The organism is Colidextribacter sp. OB.20 (assembly GCF_009911595.1).
Classification (GTDB): Bacteria; Bacillota; Clostridia; order Oscillospirales; family Oscillospiraceae; genus Lawsonibacter.
Map to the genome: position 1 here is coordinate 15,504 of NZ_QWKG01000047.1, position 16,579 is coordinate 32,082.

Annotated in this window: 13 protein-coding genes and 1 pseudogene; 7 read left to right on the forward strand and 7 right to left on the reverse strand. The window is 62.6% G+C overall.

Going from position 1 to position 16,579, the window contains the following annotated elements; all coding sequences use genetic code 11:
* Position 1: 1 nt before the first annotated feature.
* From D1641_RS12165 to D1641_RS12175, 3 genes are all read right to left on the reverse strand, one after another.
* Entirely contained in the window at positions 2-874 is an 873-nt protein-coding gene (locus D1641_RS12165; RefSeq protein ID WP_160666054.1) for a DegV family protein, read from the reverse strand.
* 21 nt (positions 875-895) lie between these two features.
* On the reverse strand, positions 896-1,420 hold the full coding sequence (locus tag D1641_RS12170) for a DUF1836 domain-containing protein (RefSeq protein ID WP_160666056.1): 525 nt from the start codon (positions 1,418-1,420) through the stop codon (positions 896-898).
* A gap of 80 nt (positions 1,421-1,500) precedes the next feature.
* Entirely contained in the window at positions 1,501-2,391 is an 891-nt protein-coding gene (locus tag D1641_RS12175; RefSeq protein ID WP_201757351.1) for a putative ABC transporter permease, read from the reverse strand.
* A 174-nt stretch (positions 2,392-2,565) separates the two neighbouring features.
* Between D1641_RS12175 and D1641_RS12180 the strand changes: the two genes are divergently transcribed.
* Positions 2,566-5,202, forward strand: coding sequence for a TetM/TetW/TetO/TetS family tetracycline resistance ribosomal protection protein (locus D1641_RS12180; RefSeq protein ID WP_160666058.1), 2,637 nt, complete (start codon positions 2,566-2,568; stop codon positions 5,200-5,202).
* 365 nt (positions 5,203-5,567) lie between these two features.
* Positions 5,568-6,527: a glycosyltransferase family 2 protein gene (locus D1641_RS12185; protein WP_160666060.1), complete on the forward strand. Its 960-nt coding sequence runs from the start codon at positions 5,568-5,570 to the stop codon at positions 6,525-6,527.
* A gap of 42 nt (positions 6,528-6,569) precedes the next feature.
* On the opposite strand, the gene D1641_RS12190 is transcribed toward D1641_RS12185, so the two are convergent.
* Entirely contained in the window at positions 6,570-7,640 is a 1,071-nt protein-coding gene (locus D1641_RS12190) for an Mbeg1-like protein (RefSeq protein ID WP_160666062.1), read from the reverse strand.
* Between the two features lie 106 nt (positions 7,641-7,746).
* On the opposite strand from D1641_RS12190, the gene D1641_RS12195 reads away from it, so the two are divergent.
* The 3 genes from D1641_RS12195 (at position 7,747) to D1641_RS12205 (ending at position 9,493) form a co-directional block, all read left to right on the forward strand.
* Entirely contained in the window at positions 7,747-7,995 is a 249-nt protein-coding gene (locus tag D1641_RS12195; protein ID WP_160666064.1) for a sporulation transcriptional regulator SpoIIID, read from the forward strand.
* 81 nt (positions 7,996-8,076) lie between these two features.
* Entirely contained in the window at positions 8,077-8,907 is an 831-nt protein-coding gene (gene thyA / locus D1641_RS12200) for a thymidylate synthase (RefSeq protein ID WP_160666066.1), read from the forward strand.
* A 109-nt stretch (positions 8,908-9,016) separates the two neighbouring features.
* A complete protein-coding gene (locus D1641_RS12205; protein WP_160666068.1) occupies positions 9,017-9,493 on the forward strand; it encodes a dihydrofolate reductase in 477 nt (158 codons plus the stop codon).
* A 33-nt stretch (positions 9,494-9,526) separates the two neighbouring features.
* Here the strand turns inward: D1641_RS12205 and D1641_RS12210 are convergent, their stop codons facing one another.
* Together D1641_RS12210 and D1641_RS12215 are read right to left on the reverse strand one after the other, a co-directional pair.
* On the reverse strand, positions 9,527-11,179 hold the full coding sequence (locus tag D1641_RS12210) for a WG repeat-containing protein (protein ID WP_160666070.1): 1,653 nt from the start codon (positions 11,177-11,179) through the stop codon (positions 9,527-9,529).
* Positions 11,180-11,564: 385 nt separating this feature from the next.
* Positions 11,565-12,788 (reverse strand): 5-bromo-4-chloroindolyl phosphate hydrolysis family protein, encoded by a 1,224-nt coding sequence (locus D1641_RS12215; RefSeq protein WP_160666073.1) that lies wholly within the window; start codon positions 12,786-12,788, stop codon positions 11,565-11,567.
* A gap of 305 nt (positions 12,789-13,093) precedes the next feature.
* Between D1641_RS12215 and D1641_RS12220 the strand changes: the two genes are divergently transcribed.
* Both D1641_RS12220 and D1641_RS12225 read left to right on the forward strand, forming a co-directional pair.
* Positions 13,094-14,983, forward strand: a complete 1,890-nt coding sequence (locus D1641_RS12220; RefSeq protein ID WP_160666075.1) for a VanW family protein — start codon at positions 13,094-13,096, stop codon at positions 14,981-14,983.
* Positions 14,984-15,052: 69 nt separating this feature from the next.
* Positions 15,053-15,724, forward strand: coding sequence for a DUF2461 domain-containing protein (locus D1641_RS12225; protein ID WP_160666077.1), 672 nt, complete (start codon positions 15,053-15,055; stop codon positions 15,722-15,724).
* A gap of 569 nt (positions 15,725-16,293) precedes the next feature.
* Here D1641_RS12225 and D1641_RS12230 read toward each other — a convergent pair.
* A pseudogene (locus D1641_RS12230) lies at positions 16,294-16,579 on the reverse strand (stage V sporulation protein B); the annotation flags it as partial.

Consider the following 16,579-nt stretch of genomic DNA (forward strand, 5'->3'; position numbering starts at 1 on the left):
ATTATCTCACCGTCCCGATATAGAACAGGGCCACGGTGCCCGGGCCGGAGTGGGCGCCGATGACAGGGCCCACGAAGTTGATATAGATATTGTGGACGTTGAACCGATCCCGGACCATGCGCTCCACGGCCTGGGCGTCCTCCAGGCAGTCGCCGTGGCTGATAAAGACCGTGAGGCTGCCCGAGTCGACGGCGGTCTCCTCCATCTGGTCCACCAGGGCCTTGAGGGAGGCGTGACGCCCCCGGACCTTGCCGATGCTGGTGAGGTGCCCCTCGTCGTCCACGTGGAGGACGGGCTTGATATGGAGCATGGAGCCCACCATGGCGGTGGCGGCGGAGATGCGCCCGCCCCGCTTGAGGAAGTGCAGATCGTCCACGGTAAACTGGTGGCACAGGTTCAGCTTGTGATCCTCGACCCAGTCCCGGACCTCCTCGATGGAGCACCCTCTCTCCCGGGCCTTGGCGGCGTACCACACCAGCAGGCCCTGGCCCAGGGAGGCGCACAGGGTGTCCACAGTGAAGAGCTTCCGCTCCGGGTATTTGGCGCTCAGCTCCTCCACGGCCAGCCGGGAGGAGTTGTAGGTGGTGGACAGGCCGGAGGAGAAGGCCAGGATCAGCACATCCCTCCCCGCCTGGAGCAGGGGCTCCAGGGCCTCGGTGTACTGCGCCACGTTGACGGCGTTGGTGGTGGCCACGTCTCCTCCGCGCAGGCGCTCATAGAATACGTGGGGGTCCATCTCCCGGTTGTCCGGGTGGTTCTGATAGGTGTGCTCGTCCAGAATGAAGGACAGGGGGAGGACCTGCACGTCCAGCTCCCGGACCATATCGGCCCCCAGATCGGCGGAAGAATCGGTGAGAATGACAAAGTCAGACATATTAAACACTCCTTCTAAGGATTATTTTCGTTTTCCCTTTTCCTCCTGAGGCTGGAGGATGCTTAAAATACGCTGGCAGGCCAGCTGATTGGCGTAGCTGCGCACGGCGAAGTCCAGGGCCATTTTTGCAAGATCGGACTGGCCGGCCTCCGGGTTGATGGACTGGGCCGTGTCGGTGAGAGCCCTGTCCAGGGCCTGGCAGAAGTAGCCGTACTGCTCCGGCGGGGTTTTCTCCAGGGCCCGGCCCGCCCCCATCAGCGCCCCGATGTGCCGGACGGAGAGCACCTTTTTCAGGGCCACCACCGCGGTGAGATAGCCCAGGTGGATGGGGCCGTACCGCTTGCCCTCCGCCCGGGGGACAAGGCCGTCCTTGATATAGTTGTTCACCATGGCGGAGGTGAGGGGGGTTCCCTCGTCAAAGCGGATGAGCTGCCGGGGCATATAGGAGATGAGCTGGTCCATATACAGAGCGATATCGGGCAGCTCCTCCCAGGAGGAGGGCCGCTCCTGCTCCATGCGGTTTTTCAAGTCGTAAAGCTCGTCCATCAAAGGGCGCCTCTTTTCAAAATAATGTGGTGTGGGCAATTATATCATGAAGTTTCCGGCATTGTAAAGGGAAAAGAGCGTTAAGGTTTTCTGAAAGTTTCCATCCGCCGGCGCAGGCGCTCCAGAGCCCCGCCGTGGTCGATGGAGCGCAGGCGGGGGAAGGCCCGCAGCAGGCGCCTCCGGCCGAAAAACTCCCCGTCGTGGAGCTCCTGCATGGCCTGCCGCCACTCCTCCAGCTGGCGGCGGACCTGGGCGCTGTGCTCCTCCCGGCGCTGCTCCCACTCCTCGCGCTGGTCGGCCAGCTCCGCCCGGCGCTCCGAAAGCTTGAAGGCCAGCTCGTCCAGGTCCTCTTTCCATTCCGCCCCCCGCTCGGCGGCGTCCAGCACCCTGTCGGCCAGATTTTCGCCGAACTCGTTGGAGGCCTCCTTGATTTTGGCGGCCAGCTCGTCAATCTGCGCCAGCCGGCGGTTGAGCTTGACGATGGTGGACACGGTGGCGGCCAGGTCCACCGCCATCACCCCGCCCAGAAGCGCCAGCAGAACTATCCCCAGGCCCCTGGGGATCAGGCGGATGAACAGCAGAACCGTGGGGTGGAGGAGCTTGACCACAAACAGGCAGGCGAAGCCCCAGGCGACGGAGAAGCGCAGGCAGATGTAGCCGCTGAGATTGAAGGGCTCGTCGGAGTAGTCCCACCAGCGCTGATGGAACAGCTTCTCCAGCACAAAGCCGGTGAGCCACTCCAGCGTGGAGGTGAGCACCACCGAGCCCAGGAACAAAAGGAGCAGGTTATCCGACAGGGGGGTGAGACCGGCCAGCACGATCAGCACCCCGAAGCCGTAGACCGGGCACCAGGGCCCGTTGAGAAAGCCCCGGTTGACAAATTTGCCGGTGACAAGGGCGGCGTAGCTCACCTCGGTGCACCAGCCCAGAAAGGCGTAGATGAAAAAGATCCACAGAAAACGGTACAGCATGGGATGGTCCTCCCTCGGACAGAGTTTTGGATATTATATCCGCTTTCAGCCGGATTGTCCAGCCCCTTGCTGACAGGCCCGCAACGAGAGCTGCGGGGCGCACCGCTTTTCTCTTGACAGAAGTGACAAAAAGCATGTATCCTTAAACAAAAGAGATTGGAAGGCGGACGGCGCATGAACAAGCACATTTGTATCGGCCTACTGGCCCATGTGGACGCGGGCAAGACCACCCTGTCCGAGGGACTGCTCTACCTCAGCGGCGCGGTGCGGAAGCTGGGCCGGGTGGACCACCGGGACGCCTTTCTGGACACCGACGCCCAGGAGCGGGAGCGGGGAATCACCATCTTCTCCAAGCAGGCGGAGCTTTCCTATAAGGATACCGACCTTACCCTGCTGGACACCCCGGGGCACGTGGACTTCTCCGCCGAGATGGAGCGCACCCTGTCGGTGCTGGACTGCGCCGTGCTGGTCATCAGCGGCACCGACGGCATCCAGGGCCACACCAGGACCCTCTGGCGGCTGCTGGAGCGGCACGCCATCCCCACCTTCCTCTTTGTCAACAAGATGGACCTGGCGGGGGCGGACCGTGACGCCCTGCTGAACCAGATCCAGAGCGGGCTGGACGGCGGCTGTCTGGACTTCTCCCGGGGGCTGGGGCCGGTCCTGGAGGATCTGGCCTCCCTGGACGAGGAGCTGCTGGACAAGTATCTGGAGTGGGGCGAGGTCACGGACCGGGACGCCGCCTCTCTGGTCAGCCGGCGGCTGGTCTTCCCCTGCTTTTTCGGCTCAGCCCTGAAGCTGGAGGGGGTGGAGGCCCTGCTGGACGGCCTGTCCCGCTATGTCCCGGTGCCGGAGTACCCCGCCGACTTTGGGGCCCGGGTCTTCAAGATCGCCCGGGACGGGGCCGACCGGCTCACCTATGTAAAGGTCACCGGCGGGTCACTCAAGGTCCGGACCCTGCTGGGGGGGGAGAAGGTCAATCAGATCAGGATATACTCCGGGGCGAAGTATCAGACGGTGGACGAGGCTCCAGCGGGGACTGTGTGCGCCCTCACCGGCCTGACCGGAACCCGGCCGGGGGACGTGTTCGGAGCGGAGCCCCCCGCCGCCGAGCCTGAGCTGGAGCCGGTGCTGAACTACCAGGTGATTCTGCCCCCCGCCTGCGACGTTCACACCATGCTGCGCAATCTCCGCCAGCTGGAGGAGGAGGACCCCCAGCTCCGGGTGGTGTGGAATGAGGCGCTGGGAGAGGTCCATCTCCAGCTCATGGGAGAGGTCCAGCTGGAGGTCCTTACCCGCCTCATCCGGGACCGCTTTGGAACGGAGGTGGCCTTCGGGGCGGGGAGCATCGTCTACCGGGAGACCATTACCAGCGCGGTGGAGGGGATAGGCCACTTTGAGCCTCTGCGGCATTATGCCGAGGTCCACCTCCTGCTGGAGCCGGGGGAGCGGGGGAGCGGACTGCGCATCGCATCCGCCTGCCCCACCGATCAGCTGGACCTGAACTGGCAGCGGCTCATCTTCACCCACCTGCTGGAGAAGCGGCACCGGGGGGTGCTCACCGGCTCCCCCATCACCGACGTGAAAATCACTCTGCTGGCCGGCCGGGCCCACGTGAAGCACACCGAGGGGGGCGACTTCCGGCAGGCCACCTACCGGGCGGTGCGCCAGGGGCTGATGCAGGCGGAGAGCCTCCTGCTGGAGCCCCACTACGATTTTTCTTTGGAGCTGCCCCATGAGTGCGTGGGCCGGGCCATGACCGACATCCAGTCTATGGGCGGGGCGGTGGAGGGCCCGGAGCAGGAGGGGGAGCTGGCCCTCCTCACCGGCCACGCCCCGGTGGCCGGCCTGCGGAACTACTGGCGGGAGGTCACCGCCTATACAAGGGGCCGGGGGCGGCTGTCCTGTTCCCTCCGGGGGTACGAGCCCTGTGGAAACCAGGAGGAGGTGGTCTCCCAATTCGCCTACGACCCGGAGCGGGATGTGGAGAACTCCCCCGACTCGGTGTTCTGCTCCCACGGGGCGGGGGTCACGGTGAAGTGGAACGAGGTTCGAGAGCATATGCATGTGGACAGCGGCTTAAAGCTGGGCCGGGAGGACGCCCCGCCGGAACCACTGCCCCCCGCGGTCGGTGAGCGGGCCCGGCGGGGGGGAAGCCTGGAGCGGGACAGGGAGCTGCTGGCCGTCTTTGAGCGGACTTATGGCAAGGTGGACCGGGGGGAGGCCGCCCTCCAGCCCCGGAAGAGGCCCGCCCGCACCAGCCTGGACGAGGGGAAGTATGCCATCCGGGCCCAGAAAACCGGACCGGAGTATCTTCTTGTGGACGGCTACAACATTATTTTCGCCTGGGAGGAGCTCACCGCCCTGGCCCGCCAGGACGTGGCCGCCGCCCGGGGAGCCCTGGAGGACATACTGTCCAACTACCAGGGGTTTCGCAAATGCGTGGTGATTCTGGTGTTCGACGCCTACAAGGTGAAGGGAAACCCCGGGTCGGTGGAGAAGCGGAACAACATCTATGTGGTATACACCAGGGAGGCCGAGACGGCGGACGCCTATATCGAGAAGGCCACTTATGACCTGGGCAGAGACCACCGGGTGCGGGTGGCCACCTCCGACGGCCTGGAGCAGCTGATTATACTGGGCCACGGGGCCCTGCGGCTGTCTGCCCGGGCCTTTAAGGCGGAGATTGAGCAGGCCCAGGGGGAAATCTCTGCCCTGGTGGCGAAGCTGAACCGGCGCGGTGCCGGAGAACGGAAGCTGAAACATACGGCGAGGATTATTGAAAAAAATAACCCTGCTTCATCGTCTTGACAAAACAGGAGCACATGCTTATAATATTAACAGAAGGGATACCGTGACAAGCGGTTAGTCCTTAAATGATGTCATAGAAATGACCGCATCCGGGCTAAAGGGGCGGTCATTTCCTTTTGAAGATCTGATAGCACAGACCGACAATACCGAGGATTACAAGAGAGTAAGCAAAAAGCTCATCATATGTAACCATAGCAGTCCCCCCTTTCCGGGGGACAAGGCCCCCCACTGGGATGGGGACTAACCACCTGCCGTTTGTAACGATATACCCTTCCGGCTTTGTCCCGAAGGACTCAGCGTATCTATTGTACTATATGGCGGGATAAATTGTCAATGCTGTCCCTGAGGGGAAGAGAGGAGAGTCCATGAAGGATACCGTTTTATATATTGTGGTGCCCTGCTATAACGAGGAGAAGGTCCTGCCCATCACCGCCCCCATGTTCCGGCAGAAGCTGGACGGCCTGACCGCCCAGGGGCTGATCTCTCCCAACAGCCGGGTCCTGTTTGTGGACGACGGCAGCTCGGACGGGACCTGGGCCCTCATCCAACAGCTCTCCCGGGAGGACCCCCGCTGTCTGGGCCTGCGGCAGAGCCGGAACCGGGGCCATCAGAGCTCGGTGCTGGCCGGGCTGATGGAGTCCAGAGACCGCTGCGCCATCACCATTTCCATCGACTGCGACGGCCAGGACGACATCAACGCCATGGACGAGATGGTCCGGGCCTATCACGCCGGCAGCGAGGTGGTCTACGGGGTGCGGGGCAGCCGGGAGACGGACACCTTTTTCAAGCGCTTCACCGCCGAGGGCTTCTATAAGCTTCTGTCCGCCATGGGGGCGGAGGTGGTGTTCAACCATGCGGATTACCGGCTGATCTCCGCCCGGGTGCTCCGGGAGCTGGACCGCTTTCAGGAGGTCAACCTCTACCTCCGGGGACTGGTGCCCCTGGCGGGCTTCCCCAGCTCCAGCGTCAGCTATGAGCGCCATGAGCGCCTGGCGGGAAAGAGCCACTACCCCCTGGGGAAGATGCTGAGTCTGGCCGCCGACGGGGTGACCAGCCTGAGCACCAAGCCCCTGGAGCTGATTACCGCCCTGGGCATCTTCATCTCCCTGCTGAGCTTTGCGGGGGTAATCTGGGCGGTGGTGATGCAGCTGACGGGACACACAGTGGCCGGCTGGGCCAGCATGGTGGCCATCCTCTGCTTTGTGGGAGGGATTCAGCTCATCTGCCTGGGGGTCATCGGCGTCTATGTGGGAAAAATTTATATGGAGAGCAAGCACCGGCCCCGCTACATCATCAGCGAGCGGACCGAAAACTGGGAGAGCTGAACCGCGCCCCTCCGGCATGCCGGAGGGGCGCAGCTTCTGTCCTCAGCGGGGCAGAAACCGCAGGACCGCCCCGGCCAGCCGGGCCAGGGAGGCGGCCAGGGTGAGCAGGTCCCCCGGGTCCACGTCCAGGGCGGAGCGCAGGGCGCCGGCCAGATTTTTGGGCTCCAGGGCCTCCCGGACGGTCCTGGCGTCGCCGGAGGAGAGCAGCTCATACAGGGTGTCGGCCACCGTCTCCCGCTGTTGGCAGGTCAGCCCGGCCAGCCAGCCCTTCAGGGTGTGGTCAAGCATCCGGCTGCCCTCATCCACCTGCTCCAGCTGGACGAAGGCGGCTCCGGAGAGCTGCCAGGAGTAGAGGTCGTGCTGAAACAGGCCCTCCTGGTCGCTCTGGACCACGGTATAGGGCTCCTGGTGGTCCAGCAGCAGCCCCACCACCGAGGACTGGGGGAGAAAGGCGCGGATGCGGGTGCGCAGCTCCTGATAGCCGGGGCGGGAGAGGATATAGTCGGTAAAACCGGGGCTGTCAAAGGCGTATACCGTGCGGATACGGTCCCGGACCCGCACAGGGCACAGGCTGGCTCCGGCCACCGCCAGATTGCCCCCCTTGGAGTGTCCTCCCAGCACCAGGGGGCCGGAGAAGCCGGCCGCGACGGCTTCGATGTAGGCCGCCGCAGCCCGCTGGGCGGGGACCACGTCCAGAAAGCTCAGGTTAAAGTCCTCCTTCCAGCCCACCAGGGTGCCGTCTGTCCCCCGGAAGGCCAGAAAGGCGGAGCCGTCCCCCATCAGGGCGGTGAGGGCGGCGAACTGGGTTTCCTCCTGGGGAAGAAAGCGGCTGGCATAGCAGCACAGCCCCATCCGGCCGAATCGGGGAGCTGTCCCCAGGGCCCGGAGAAGGTCCGGATCATGGTCCCGGCGCCCCTCCCGCCGGGAGGGGGGAAGGCTCAGCCAGGCCCGGGCGGCCTGACCAAGGGGGACGGGGGGCTCTGCCGCACCGACCAGGCCGTCGAAAGGTATGTAGGACAGGGCGGCAAGAGCCAGGGCGTCCGCCGGCCCGAAGGGGGCCTGGGCCAGGGACAGGTCCCCCCGCCAGGCCAGATAGTCCAGGATATTTCCCACAGCGCTCCCTCCTTTTCCCCAGTCTATTCCCCGGAGAGGAAAAAGGCTCATATCTCCCCCCGCCGCCGCATAGATTGGAACAGTCAGAGTCGGGGAGTGTTGTGCTTTGAAAGGAAACATGGAGGAACGGGCCGAGCGTCTGGCGCTCTACATCCTGGAGAACCGGGCCACGGTGCGCTCCGCGGCACAAAAGTTTGGGATTTCAAAATCCAGTGTACACAAGGACCTGTCTGAGCGCCTGCCGACCTTTAACCGGACGCTCTACCTCAAGGTGAAGGAGGTCCTGGAGCAGAACAAGGCCGAGCGGCATATCCGGGGCGGAATCGCTACGCGGAAGAAATACAAAGGAGCTTGAGAGGAGATACGGCGGGGCTTGTGCCCCGCCGTATTTTGTGTTAAAATGATCTGGCTAAAAGACAGAGAGGAAGATTACGCCATGAGCTGCGCCGACCAGATATTTATCCAAAACTGCACAGACATCCTGTCTAAGGGCGTCTGGGACACCGGGCAGGAGGTCCGCCCCCGGTGGGAGGACGGAACCCCCGCCCACACAGTAAAGCTGTTTGGAATCGTCAACCGCTACGACCTGCGGGAGGAGTTCCCCATCCTCACCGTCCGCAAGCAGTTTATCAGGTCGGCGGTGGACGAGCTTCTGTGGATCTGGCAGAAGAAGTCCAACAACATCCACGACCTGAACAGCCATATCTGGGACGCCTGGGCCGACGAGTCCGGCTCCATCGGCAAGGCCTACGGCTACCAGCTGGGGGTGCGCCACCACTACCCCCAGGGGGACATGGACCAGGTGGACAAGGTGCTGTGGGACCTGAAGCACGACCCGGCCTCCCGGCGGATCATGACCAATCTGTACAACCACCACGACCTGAGCGAGATGGCCCTCTACCCCTGCGCCTACTCCATGACCTTCAACGTGTCGGGGAACACCCTCAACGCCATCCTGAACCAGCGCTCCCAGGATATGCTAACCGCCAACGGCTGGAACGTGATGCAGTACGCCGTTCTGCTCCACATGATCGCCCAGGTCACCGGCTTTGAGGCGGGGGAGCTGGTCCACGTCATCGCCGACTGCCATATCTACGACCGCCACGTCCCCATAGTGGAGGAGCTGATTGCCCGGACCCCCTTCGACGCCCCCAAATTCAGCCTGGACAGGAACGTCGCCGATTTTTACGACTTCACCCCCGCCAGCGTGAGCCTGGAGGGCTATCAGGCCCACCCCCTGGAGGGGAAAATCCCGGTGGCGGTGTAGGGCGGGACGACCCGGCCCGCCGTGGGCCGGCGGGCAGCCAAGTGAACATTGTGACATAGATACAAACGGCGCGCCGAGTCGCCGCGCCCTACAGAAGGGAGGCTTGCCTGTGAACCTGATTGTCGCCGTGGACCAAAGCTGGGCCATTGGAAAGGACGGGGACCAGCTGGTCTACATCCCGGAGGACCTGAAGCGCTTCAAGAGCCTCACCACCGGACACCCGGTGATTCTGGGCCGCAGGACTCTGGCTACCTTTCCCGGAGGAAGGCCCCTCAGGGGCCGGCGGAACCTGATTTTGTCCGGAAGCCCCGGCTTTGCCCCTGAGGGAGCGGAGGTGTTCTCCAGCCTGGAGGCCCTGCTGGCCGCCGCTCCGGCGGATTCCTTTGTGATCGGCGGGGCATCGGTGTATGCCGCTCTGCTGGACAGGTGCGATACCGCCTATGTGACAAAAATAGGCCGGTCCTTCCTGGGGGCCGACTGCTTTTTCCCCAACCTGGACGCCCTGCCGGAGTGGAGGATTGCGGAGGAGAGTCCGGAGCTGGAGGAGAACGGCGTCAAATTCCGCTATGTGACCTACAGAAGATAAAAAACCGCCTCGATTTCGAGGCGGTTTTTGATGTTATCCCGCATAGGGCTTGCCGGTCTCCACGAAGATGCCTTTTTCAGCGGACCAGCTCACGTTAAAGCCCAGGGCGGCGCCCAGGTCACGGAGCTTGAAGTAGTTGTACCCGCCGCCGTTGTCGTCCAGGAGGTTGATGGCGGTCATCTCAACGGCGGAGCCGTTGATCTTGACGGACTGACCGCCGCCGGTGTAGGCCCGGTCGCCGGAGAAGGGGGTGGTCATCTCAGAGCCGGTGTCCTCATAGGGCTGGCCGGTGGTCAGGGAGATGGCCCCGTCGTAGCCCACGGAGAACTGAGCGGCTGTGCCGTTGAGGACGTGGGCCAGGTCGCGCAGCTTTACGTAGTTGGTGCTGTTGCCGTTGGCATCCTTCAGGGCGTACATCTGGAACTCCACCGCCTTGCCGTCCACCTCAACCGCCTGAGTGCTGGCTGCCGCCGTGCCGCTGGCAGGGATGGTCCCGGCGGGAGGATTGGTGGGCTCAGGATTGGTGGGCTCGGGGTCAACGGGCTTCTGCCCGGACGCACCGGGGGCATAAGGGCAGTCCGAGGTCCAAAAGAGGTAAGTGAACTGTTTTGTTCCCCACTCATTGCCCACCGTCATGCCGTCCACCATATTAGCAAAAGAGCCGCTGCCGGCGCCGGACCAGTTAACCGGAACCACGATATTGCCGCTGTAATCAACAATCCCATGATTGGGCGTCCCGAACCTGGAGACGCCATAGTCGAATCTGCCGTCCAGCTCATTATAGGCGTAGATGTAGGGCATGAGCATCGTGCCGTCCATGGTTATGATTGCCGACCTGGAGCTTTTGTTCACCAGGAGGCGGTCATTCCCCAGATAAGCGGAGAGGGCTGCTCCGTTCAGGTCGGGTACAGCTCGCTTCGTGCCGGTTTTGTCCATCAGGTACACATTTTCCGCCTTATCCTGGACAAACATCCAGCCATGCTGGAAGGTTCCATAGGAATCATTGCCTTGTACGTTTTGCGCGGGGCTGATTGTATCAGACATGTACCACCCTCCAGCATCGGAAACGCGCTGTTCCTGGGGGAACTCATAGACGGTATTGCCGCTTTTGTCAATGAACATATGGTGGTCAGGAGTGGGAAAGTTTAAGGTGCCGTCGTATTCGGTGGGGACTGCGGCCAGCGCGATACCGTCCGCAAAGCTATAAGTTTTGGTAAAATCCCGGCTTATGGCCCTGGCGCCGGTCTTGTCAATGTACATCCAGGTGTTTCCGTCTACTGAGACACAGGCCAATCCGTCGCTGAAATCCTTGGCGTTCTTGAACTGGGCGGGAAGCACCATGGCTCCTGTCTTATCAATGTATCCGAACGCCTCCTCGGCTGTATAAGGGTTGTAGGCCTTGACCAGGGCCCGTCCATTGTGGAAATATCCCATGAGTCTATAGCCGGATCCGGTGCCCAGGACGTTGCCGTTGATATCGTAAAAAGTATGGTTTTCGCCAGAGCTATTCGCAAAGATGCCCTCTCCTCTATGATCGCAGCGCGCCAGGGCGGCGGGGGCGGGGGTGACGTTGATGGTGATGCCGCTGGGCGAGGTATAGCTGCTCTGGGGCGCCGCCAGGGCGGGGACAGTCAGACTCAGGCACATTGCCAGAGCCAGCGCGAGGGACAGGGCTTTCTTTTTCATAGATTTCCTTCCTCTCATTTTGTTTTGGGGAATATCTCAGCGGCACTGCCCGCGGAGGGCGGAGAAATGCGGCCCTCCGGGGTGTGTTCCACCGAGACAAACAAAAGCGGCGCAGGATCAATGACCCCACACCGCATTTATCCAGACACAAACCCTCAAACCGCCCCTTGTAAAAAGGCTGAGTTTCCGATATAATGAGGGCTGGCGCAGTATAGCTGTTGTGTGGGAGGTGCGTCTCCCGCATAGGAGCGCGGGGTGTTGCAACCACCCCACGCTCTGCCTTTATTTGCCTCGTGATCCCACTATAGCACAGTACTACCGGAAATACAAGGAAATTTTTAGTGTATATAAAGAAACCGCCCCGAAATTGGGGCGGTTTGCTCATTTACAGGCCCAGTGTGAGTCCCTCCTGGTCGGACAGGCCGTCCTTGGCCAGCATCCGCTCCAGCACCTCCACGTCGGTGGTGATATCCATGGCGTCCCCCTGGAAGAGGAGGTCCAGCTGCTTCTCGAAGCCCTCCACCACCTTGTCCATCATCCCCTCGATGCGCTGCATGGCGGCGGTGATGTTCTGGCCGGAGATCTCCTGGTCCTCCAGCTGGGCGTAGGCCCGGAGGATTTTCAGGGTGGTGGGCAGGTAGTAGCTCAGGAAGCTGTGGAGCTGGGGGGCCTTGTCGGGGTGGCTCTTCTGGTAGTCCAGGATTTTGGCGGTGATGACGCCGATGCGGTCGATCTGGGCGGACATCTTCTCGTTGTCGATGGCGTCGTTCACCGCCCTGATCTCGCTGAGGACAGCGCTCTCGTCCCCCTTGGAGGGCTGTGGGGCGGGTCTCTCCTCCTGCCTGGGGGGCTGGACGATGTCCTCGCCGCTGAGGACCAGCCGGTCGCCGCCATAGTCCAGGAAGCCCTGGGGGAACAGGCCGTCATCCAGCATGTCGTCCAGGTCGTCCCGCACCTGGGCGGGGGTGCGCCCGGTGGCGGAGGACAGGTAGGAGATGGACACCACGCTGCGCTGGCCGATGATGTTCAGATAGCTGCGGTAGCGCTTGGCCTGCTTCTGCTTGCGCAGCCCGGCCCACAGGCAGCCCAGCCCCCCGGCCACACAGCACAGCAGTACCAGCGGGCCCGAAAGCTCCTCCATAAAGAAGGCAATGTCGCCGCTGAACAGCCAGTACAGCGCGTCGCCTATACTGCCGATCAGGCCGATGAAGCACCCGGCGGCGGTGGCCCCGCCGGCGATGGCCCAGCTCTTGCCCTTCTTGTCCAGCTCAGACACCAGGTCACGGCCCGCCTTCTTCTTGAGCTTCGGGGCCTTGGGAGCGTTTTTCTTTGGCTGCTCCCAGGCGGGCGGAGCCTGATAGGCTGTCTGCCGGGCGGACTCCTCCGGGGCGGAGGCGGTTCGGGCGCCCAGGGGCTCCCGTCCGGCCTGCTGGTAGTAGGGGTGGCGGCCCTGCTGGCGTTTTTTCTTTTTGCTGTCGCCGTCAAGCAGCTTTAAGACGATCATCAACACGCCGATCCAGCTGCCAAAGCCGGTGCAGAGCAGGCCCACGGCAATCAGCCAATAAGCCGTATCGTTTTTTGATCCCGGGTTCCTTTGATAGTCAGACATTTTGTACCCCCCATAGCTCCGGTGGTCAGTTCATATTTCACTATACCAGAAAATCAGAAAAATGGAATTGATTTTTTCTTAAAATTTGGTGAAGAAAAGAGCGCGGACTCCCATACTGTTATCATAGCGCGTAGCGGGGAAAAAGTAAATGCCTCAGGGGAGTTGTAACTATTCTGTAATTATTTTGCCGCGGTCCCCGTGCTATAATATAAAACTGGTGCGGCGTGAGCCCGCAGAGACAGAAAGAAGATAATCCCGTGTCCGGCGGGAAAGATACTTTGACCGATTCAGGAGGAGTGTATGGGATGGAAGGAACTCGTGTGGCGAAAAAAGAGGGGGGCGGCAAAAAATCCCTTATCATAACCGGCGTAGTGATTGGCGCACTGGCGGCGGCCTATCTGGGCTTATGCGCCTTTGCCATGGGCCGGGATGCCATTTTGCCCAATGTGTCGGTGTCCAACATCGACGTGTCCGGTATGACCCTGGAGCAGGCCCAGTCAACGGTAGAGACCCAGCTGGCCCAGAAGGGGCAGGGCGTGAGGCTGGAGGTGATCCTTACCCAGTCAAGCGCAAGCCCGGCCCCCAGCGCGGAGCTGACCGCCGGCGATATGGATATCGACGCCGCCCAGAGCGCCCAGGATGCCTGGCAGGTGGGCCATGAGAACTTTTTCACCGCCGGGCCCCAGCTGGTGGGCCACATGCTGGGCATGTCCAGCATGGTGCCCGTGGTCATTCCCGAGGACGAGCCGGCGATGAGGGCTGTCCTGGACGGCCTGGCCCAGCAGGCGGCCGCCAACAGCGAGGACCGGGGCTATGAGATCAAGGGCGACCGGCTGGAGATGGTGAAAGGGGCCCCCGTGGTGGCCGTGGACTGGGAGCAGGCGGAGCGGGACGTCCGGGAGGGCATCCTGCACCTCATTAAGGAGAAGTTCATGCAGGAGAGCATGGGGGAGACCGGGGAGGTCACCATGCCCATACAGATCGTGCCCAGCCAGTCCACCCAGACAGACCCGGACTTTGACGCCATCCACCGGGCGGTGTACACCGAGCCCAGGGACGCCTCTCTGGACCTGGAGGCCATGGAGATCACCGACCACGCGGTGGGCGTGGATTTTGACGTGGAAGCGCTGAAAACGGCCTATCAAAACGCCGGGAGCGGCGAGACCTTCTCTATCCCACTGACCCTCACCCAGCCCAAGGTGACCAGGGACGACCTGGGGGGGAGCCTCTTCCGGGATGTCCTGGGGGAGGCCACCAGCACGGTGAGCGGATCGGCGGCCCGGAAGAGCAACGTGAAGCTGGCCGCCTCGGCCTGCAACGAGAAGATCCTCCTACCCGGCGAGGTATTTTCCTATAACGACTCCACCGGCCCCCGCACGGCGGCCAGGGGCTACCAGTCCGCCCCCGCCTACTACAACGGGGCCACGGTGCAGGAGGTGGGCGGCGGCGTCTGCCAGCCCTCCTCTACCATCTACTACGCTGTGCTCCATACCAGCCTGGAGATCACCGAGCGGCACAACCACCGATACGCCGTGGGCTATGTGCCCGACGGCATGGATGCCACCGTGAGCTATGGGGCGCTGGACTTCAAGTTCAAGAACAGTACCGACTATCCCATTAAGATCGTCACCTCCAGCTATGACGCGGGCGGGGCGAGAAAGCTCAATGTGAAGATTTACGGCACCAATGTGGACGGCATCAGGGTGGAGCCCACCGCCGGCGTGTTTGGAGTGGTGGCCCCCACGGTGCAGTATCTGCCCGACGCCAACGTGGCCCGGGGGTCCCTGGTGCTGGACCGGGAGCAGAACGCCTATCGGGGCCGCTCCGCCCAGACCTACCGGACAATCTACGCCGCCGACGGCTCCGTCCTGGAGAAGCAGGACCTGGGGGTCAGCGTCTATAAGATGCGGCCCACCGTCTACCACTATAACCCCGCCGACGGCGACCCCACCACCTGGGTGGGCGGCCAGCCTCCGCAGGACCCCGGCACCACCACGCCGGTGGACCCCGGGACGACACCCCCTGTGGACCCCGGCACGACCACCCCGGCAGACCCGGGGACGACGGCGCCGTCAGACCCCGGTACAACGCCCGATCCCGGCACCGCCACTGACCCGGAGCCGGCGCCCGACCCTGTCCCGCCGCCCAGCGACTCCGGCCTCCGCCCCATCGACCCCAACGCCACGGCCGCCTGAGTCCAGCATAAGATGTCTGATTCCCGCCCCAACCGGGGCGGGAATTGTTAAAAGGAGAGAGAAACGACCATGTTTCAAGGCTATACCCAGGGCGCCATTGATTTTTTGTGGGGCCTGAAGCTGAATAACGAGCGCTCCTGGTTCCAGGCCCACAAAGAGGAGTTCCTGGAGCTTGTGGACCGGCCCACCAGAGAGCTGGCGGAGCAGCTCCGGGAGGAGATGGTCTCCGCCTGCCCCAAGCTGGGGCTGGAGCTGAAGGTGAGCCGCATCTACCGGGATGCCCGGCGGCTCTTTGGCCGGGGACCCTATAAGGATCACCTGTGGTTTTCCCTGCGCAGGCCGGGGGAGCGGGACAGCGCCATCCCCTGCTTCTGGTTTGAGGTGGCCCCCGACCACTACGGCTACGGTATGGGCTGCTGGGACGTGCCTCCCGCCACTATGGCCAGACTCCGGGCCCGGATCGACCGGGACCCCAAGCCGGTGGAGAAGCTGGCCCGGGCGGTGGAGAGGCGGGGGGAGTTCCATATGGACGGCCAGCTGTATAAGCGGCCCAAGGGGGACCCGGGCCCCCTGCTCTACCCCTGGTATAACTGCAAGCAGTTCAGCCTCACCTGTGAGCGCAACTGCGAAGGGGTATTCTTCACCCCGGAGCTGGCCGGACAGGTGCTGGAGGGCTGGAGGTCTCTGGTGCCCCAATATGAGTTTCTCTGTTCCCTGCCTGGCGACCCGGAGTGTGTGTGAGAACCGCCTGACTGGGGCGGGTCTCCGGGAGTTGTTCGATTTGTAAAAAAATAGACAGCAGATTTTGTTCAATAAAACGAACAAAAATAATTGACAAAATCGGTGCGCTGTGGTATATTATAACCAGAGGAAGGATGAGTCCAATGTACAAGTAAGTGCCCCAGCAGCTGAGCTCTTGGCAAGACGCTGAGCCGTGTTAAAAACGAATTGGAGAGTGTGGGAGAAATCTAATCGGCACGCCAGGAGTTCAGGACAGCGCAAAGCACGTTGACTGGAAAGAATGCGAAGGGAATCCGACCAAGGGCCTCACATTTGAGGAATCAGCCGTAATAATGGCAGGAGAGCTGGTCGTGGAAGAACTGGAGGATTGCTGGACGGAAGACGGGCGGAGCGTATCCAATAGAAACGGAGGTAGCCATATGATGTTAGATAATAAGACAGAACAGAAATGACCCTTGACTGTAACGGATTATGAAACGGACAGTCAAGGGTCATTTCTTTTTTGTGATGATGAAGCGGACGGCTGTGGGCCGTCACTTTTTTTGCCCTCCTGCGGCTGGAGGGAGGTCTCACCAATCCAGCCGCAGGGTCTCTCGGGCTTTGACCCCCTGGGCCTGGAGGGCGGCCAGGTAGAGGATCAGAGCGAAGGCGGCCGTTCCCAGCCCGGCGGGGACGGGGGAGAGGCCGGCGTCCTTCAGGGAATGGAAGAGCAGATTGCCTGTCAGCCCGGCCAGCAGGGCGGCCAGGCCGGGGGCGGTGAGCCACTGGAAGGGCCGGAGCGCCACGCCGGTGGCCCGGACCAGCTGCCGCAGGCACAGCCCCAGCTCCAGGGCGGTGGACGCCACCGCCCCGGCC

Coding starts and splice junctions, on each gene's coding strand:
- D1641_RS12175 (WP_201757351.1), bottom strand. CDS start 2,391: ATGCTGTACCGTTTTCTGTGGATCTTTTTCATCTACGCCTTTCTGGGC.
- D1641_RS12210 (WP_160666070.1), bottom strand. CDS start 11,179: ATGAAAAAGAAAGCCCTGTCCCTCGCGCTGGCTCTGGCAATGTGCCTG.
- D1641_RS12185 (WP_160666060.1), top strand. CDS start 5,568: ATGAAGGATACCGTTTTATATATTGTGGTGCCCTGCTATAACGAGGAG.
- D1641_RS12220 (WP_160666075.1), top strand. CDS start 13,094: ATGGAAGGAACTCGTGTGGCGAAAAAAGAGGGGGGCGGCAAAAAATCC.
- D1641_RS12180 (WP_160666058.1), top strand. CDS start 2,566: ATGAACAAGCACATTTGTATCGGCCTACTGGCCCATGTGGACGCGGGC.
- thyA (WP_160666066.1), top strand. CDS start 8,077: ATGAGCTGCGCCGACCAGATATTTATCCAAAACTGCACAGACATCCTG.
- D1641_RS12215 (WP_160666073.1), bottom strand. CDS start 12,788: ATGTCTGACTATCAAAGGAACCCGGGATCAAAAAACGATACGGCTTAT.
- D1641_RS12165 (WP_160666054.1), bottom strand. CDS start 874: ATGTCTGACTTTGTCATTCTCACCGATTCTTCCGCCGATCTGGGGGCC.
- D1641_RS12225 (WP_160666077.1), top strand. CDS start 15,053: ATGTTTCAAGGCTATACCCAGGGCGCCATTGATTTTTTGTGGGGCCTG.
- D1641_RS12170 (WP_160666056.1), bottom strand. CDS start 1,420: ATGGACGAGCTTTACGACTTGAAAAACCGCATGGAGCAGGAGCGGCCC.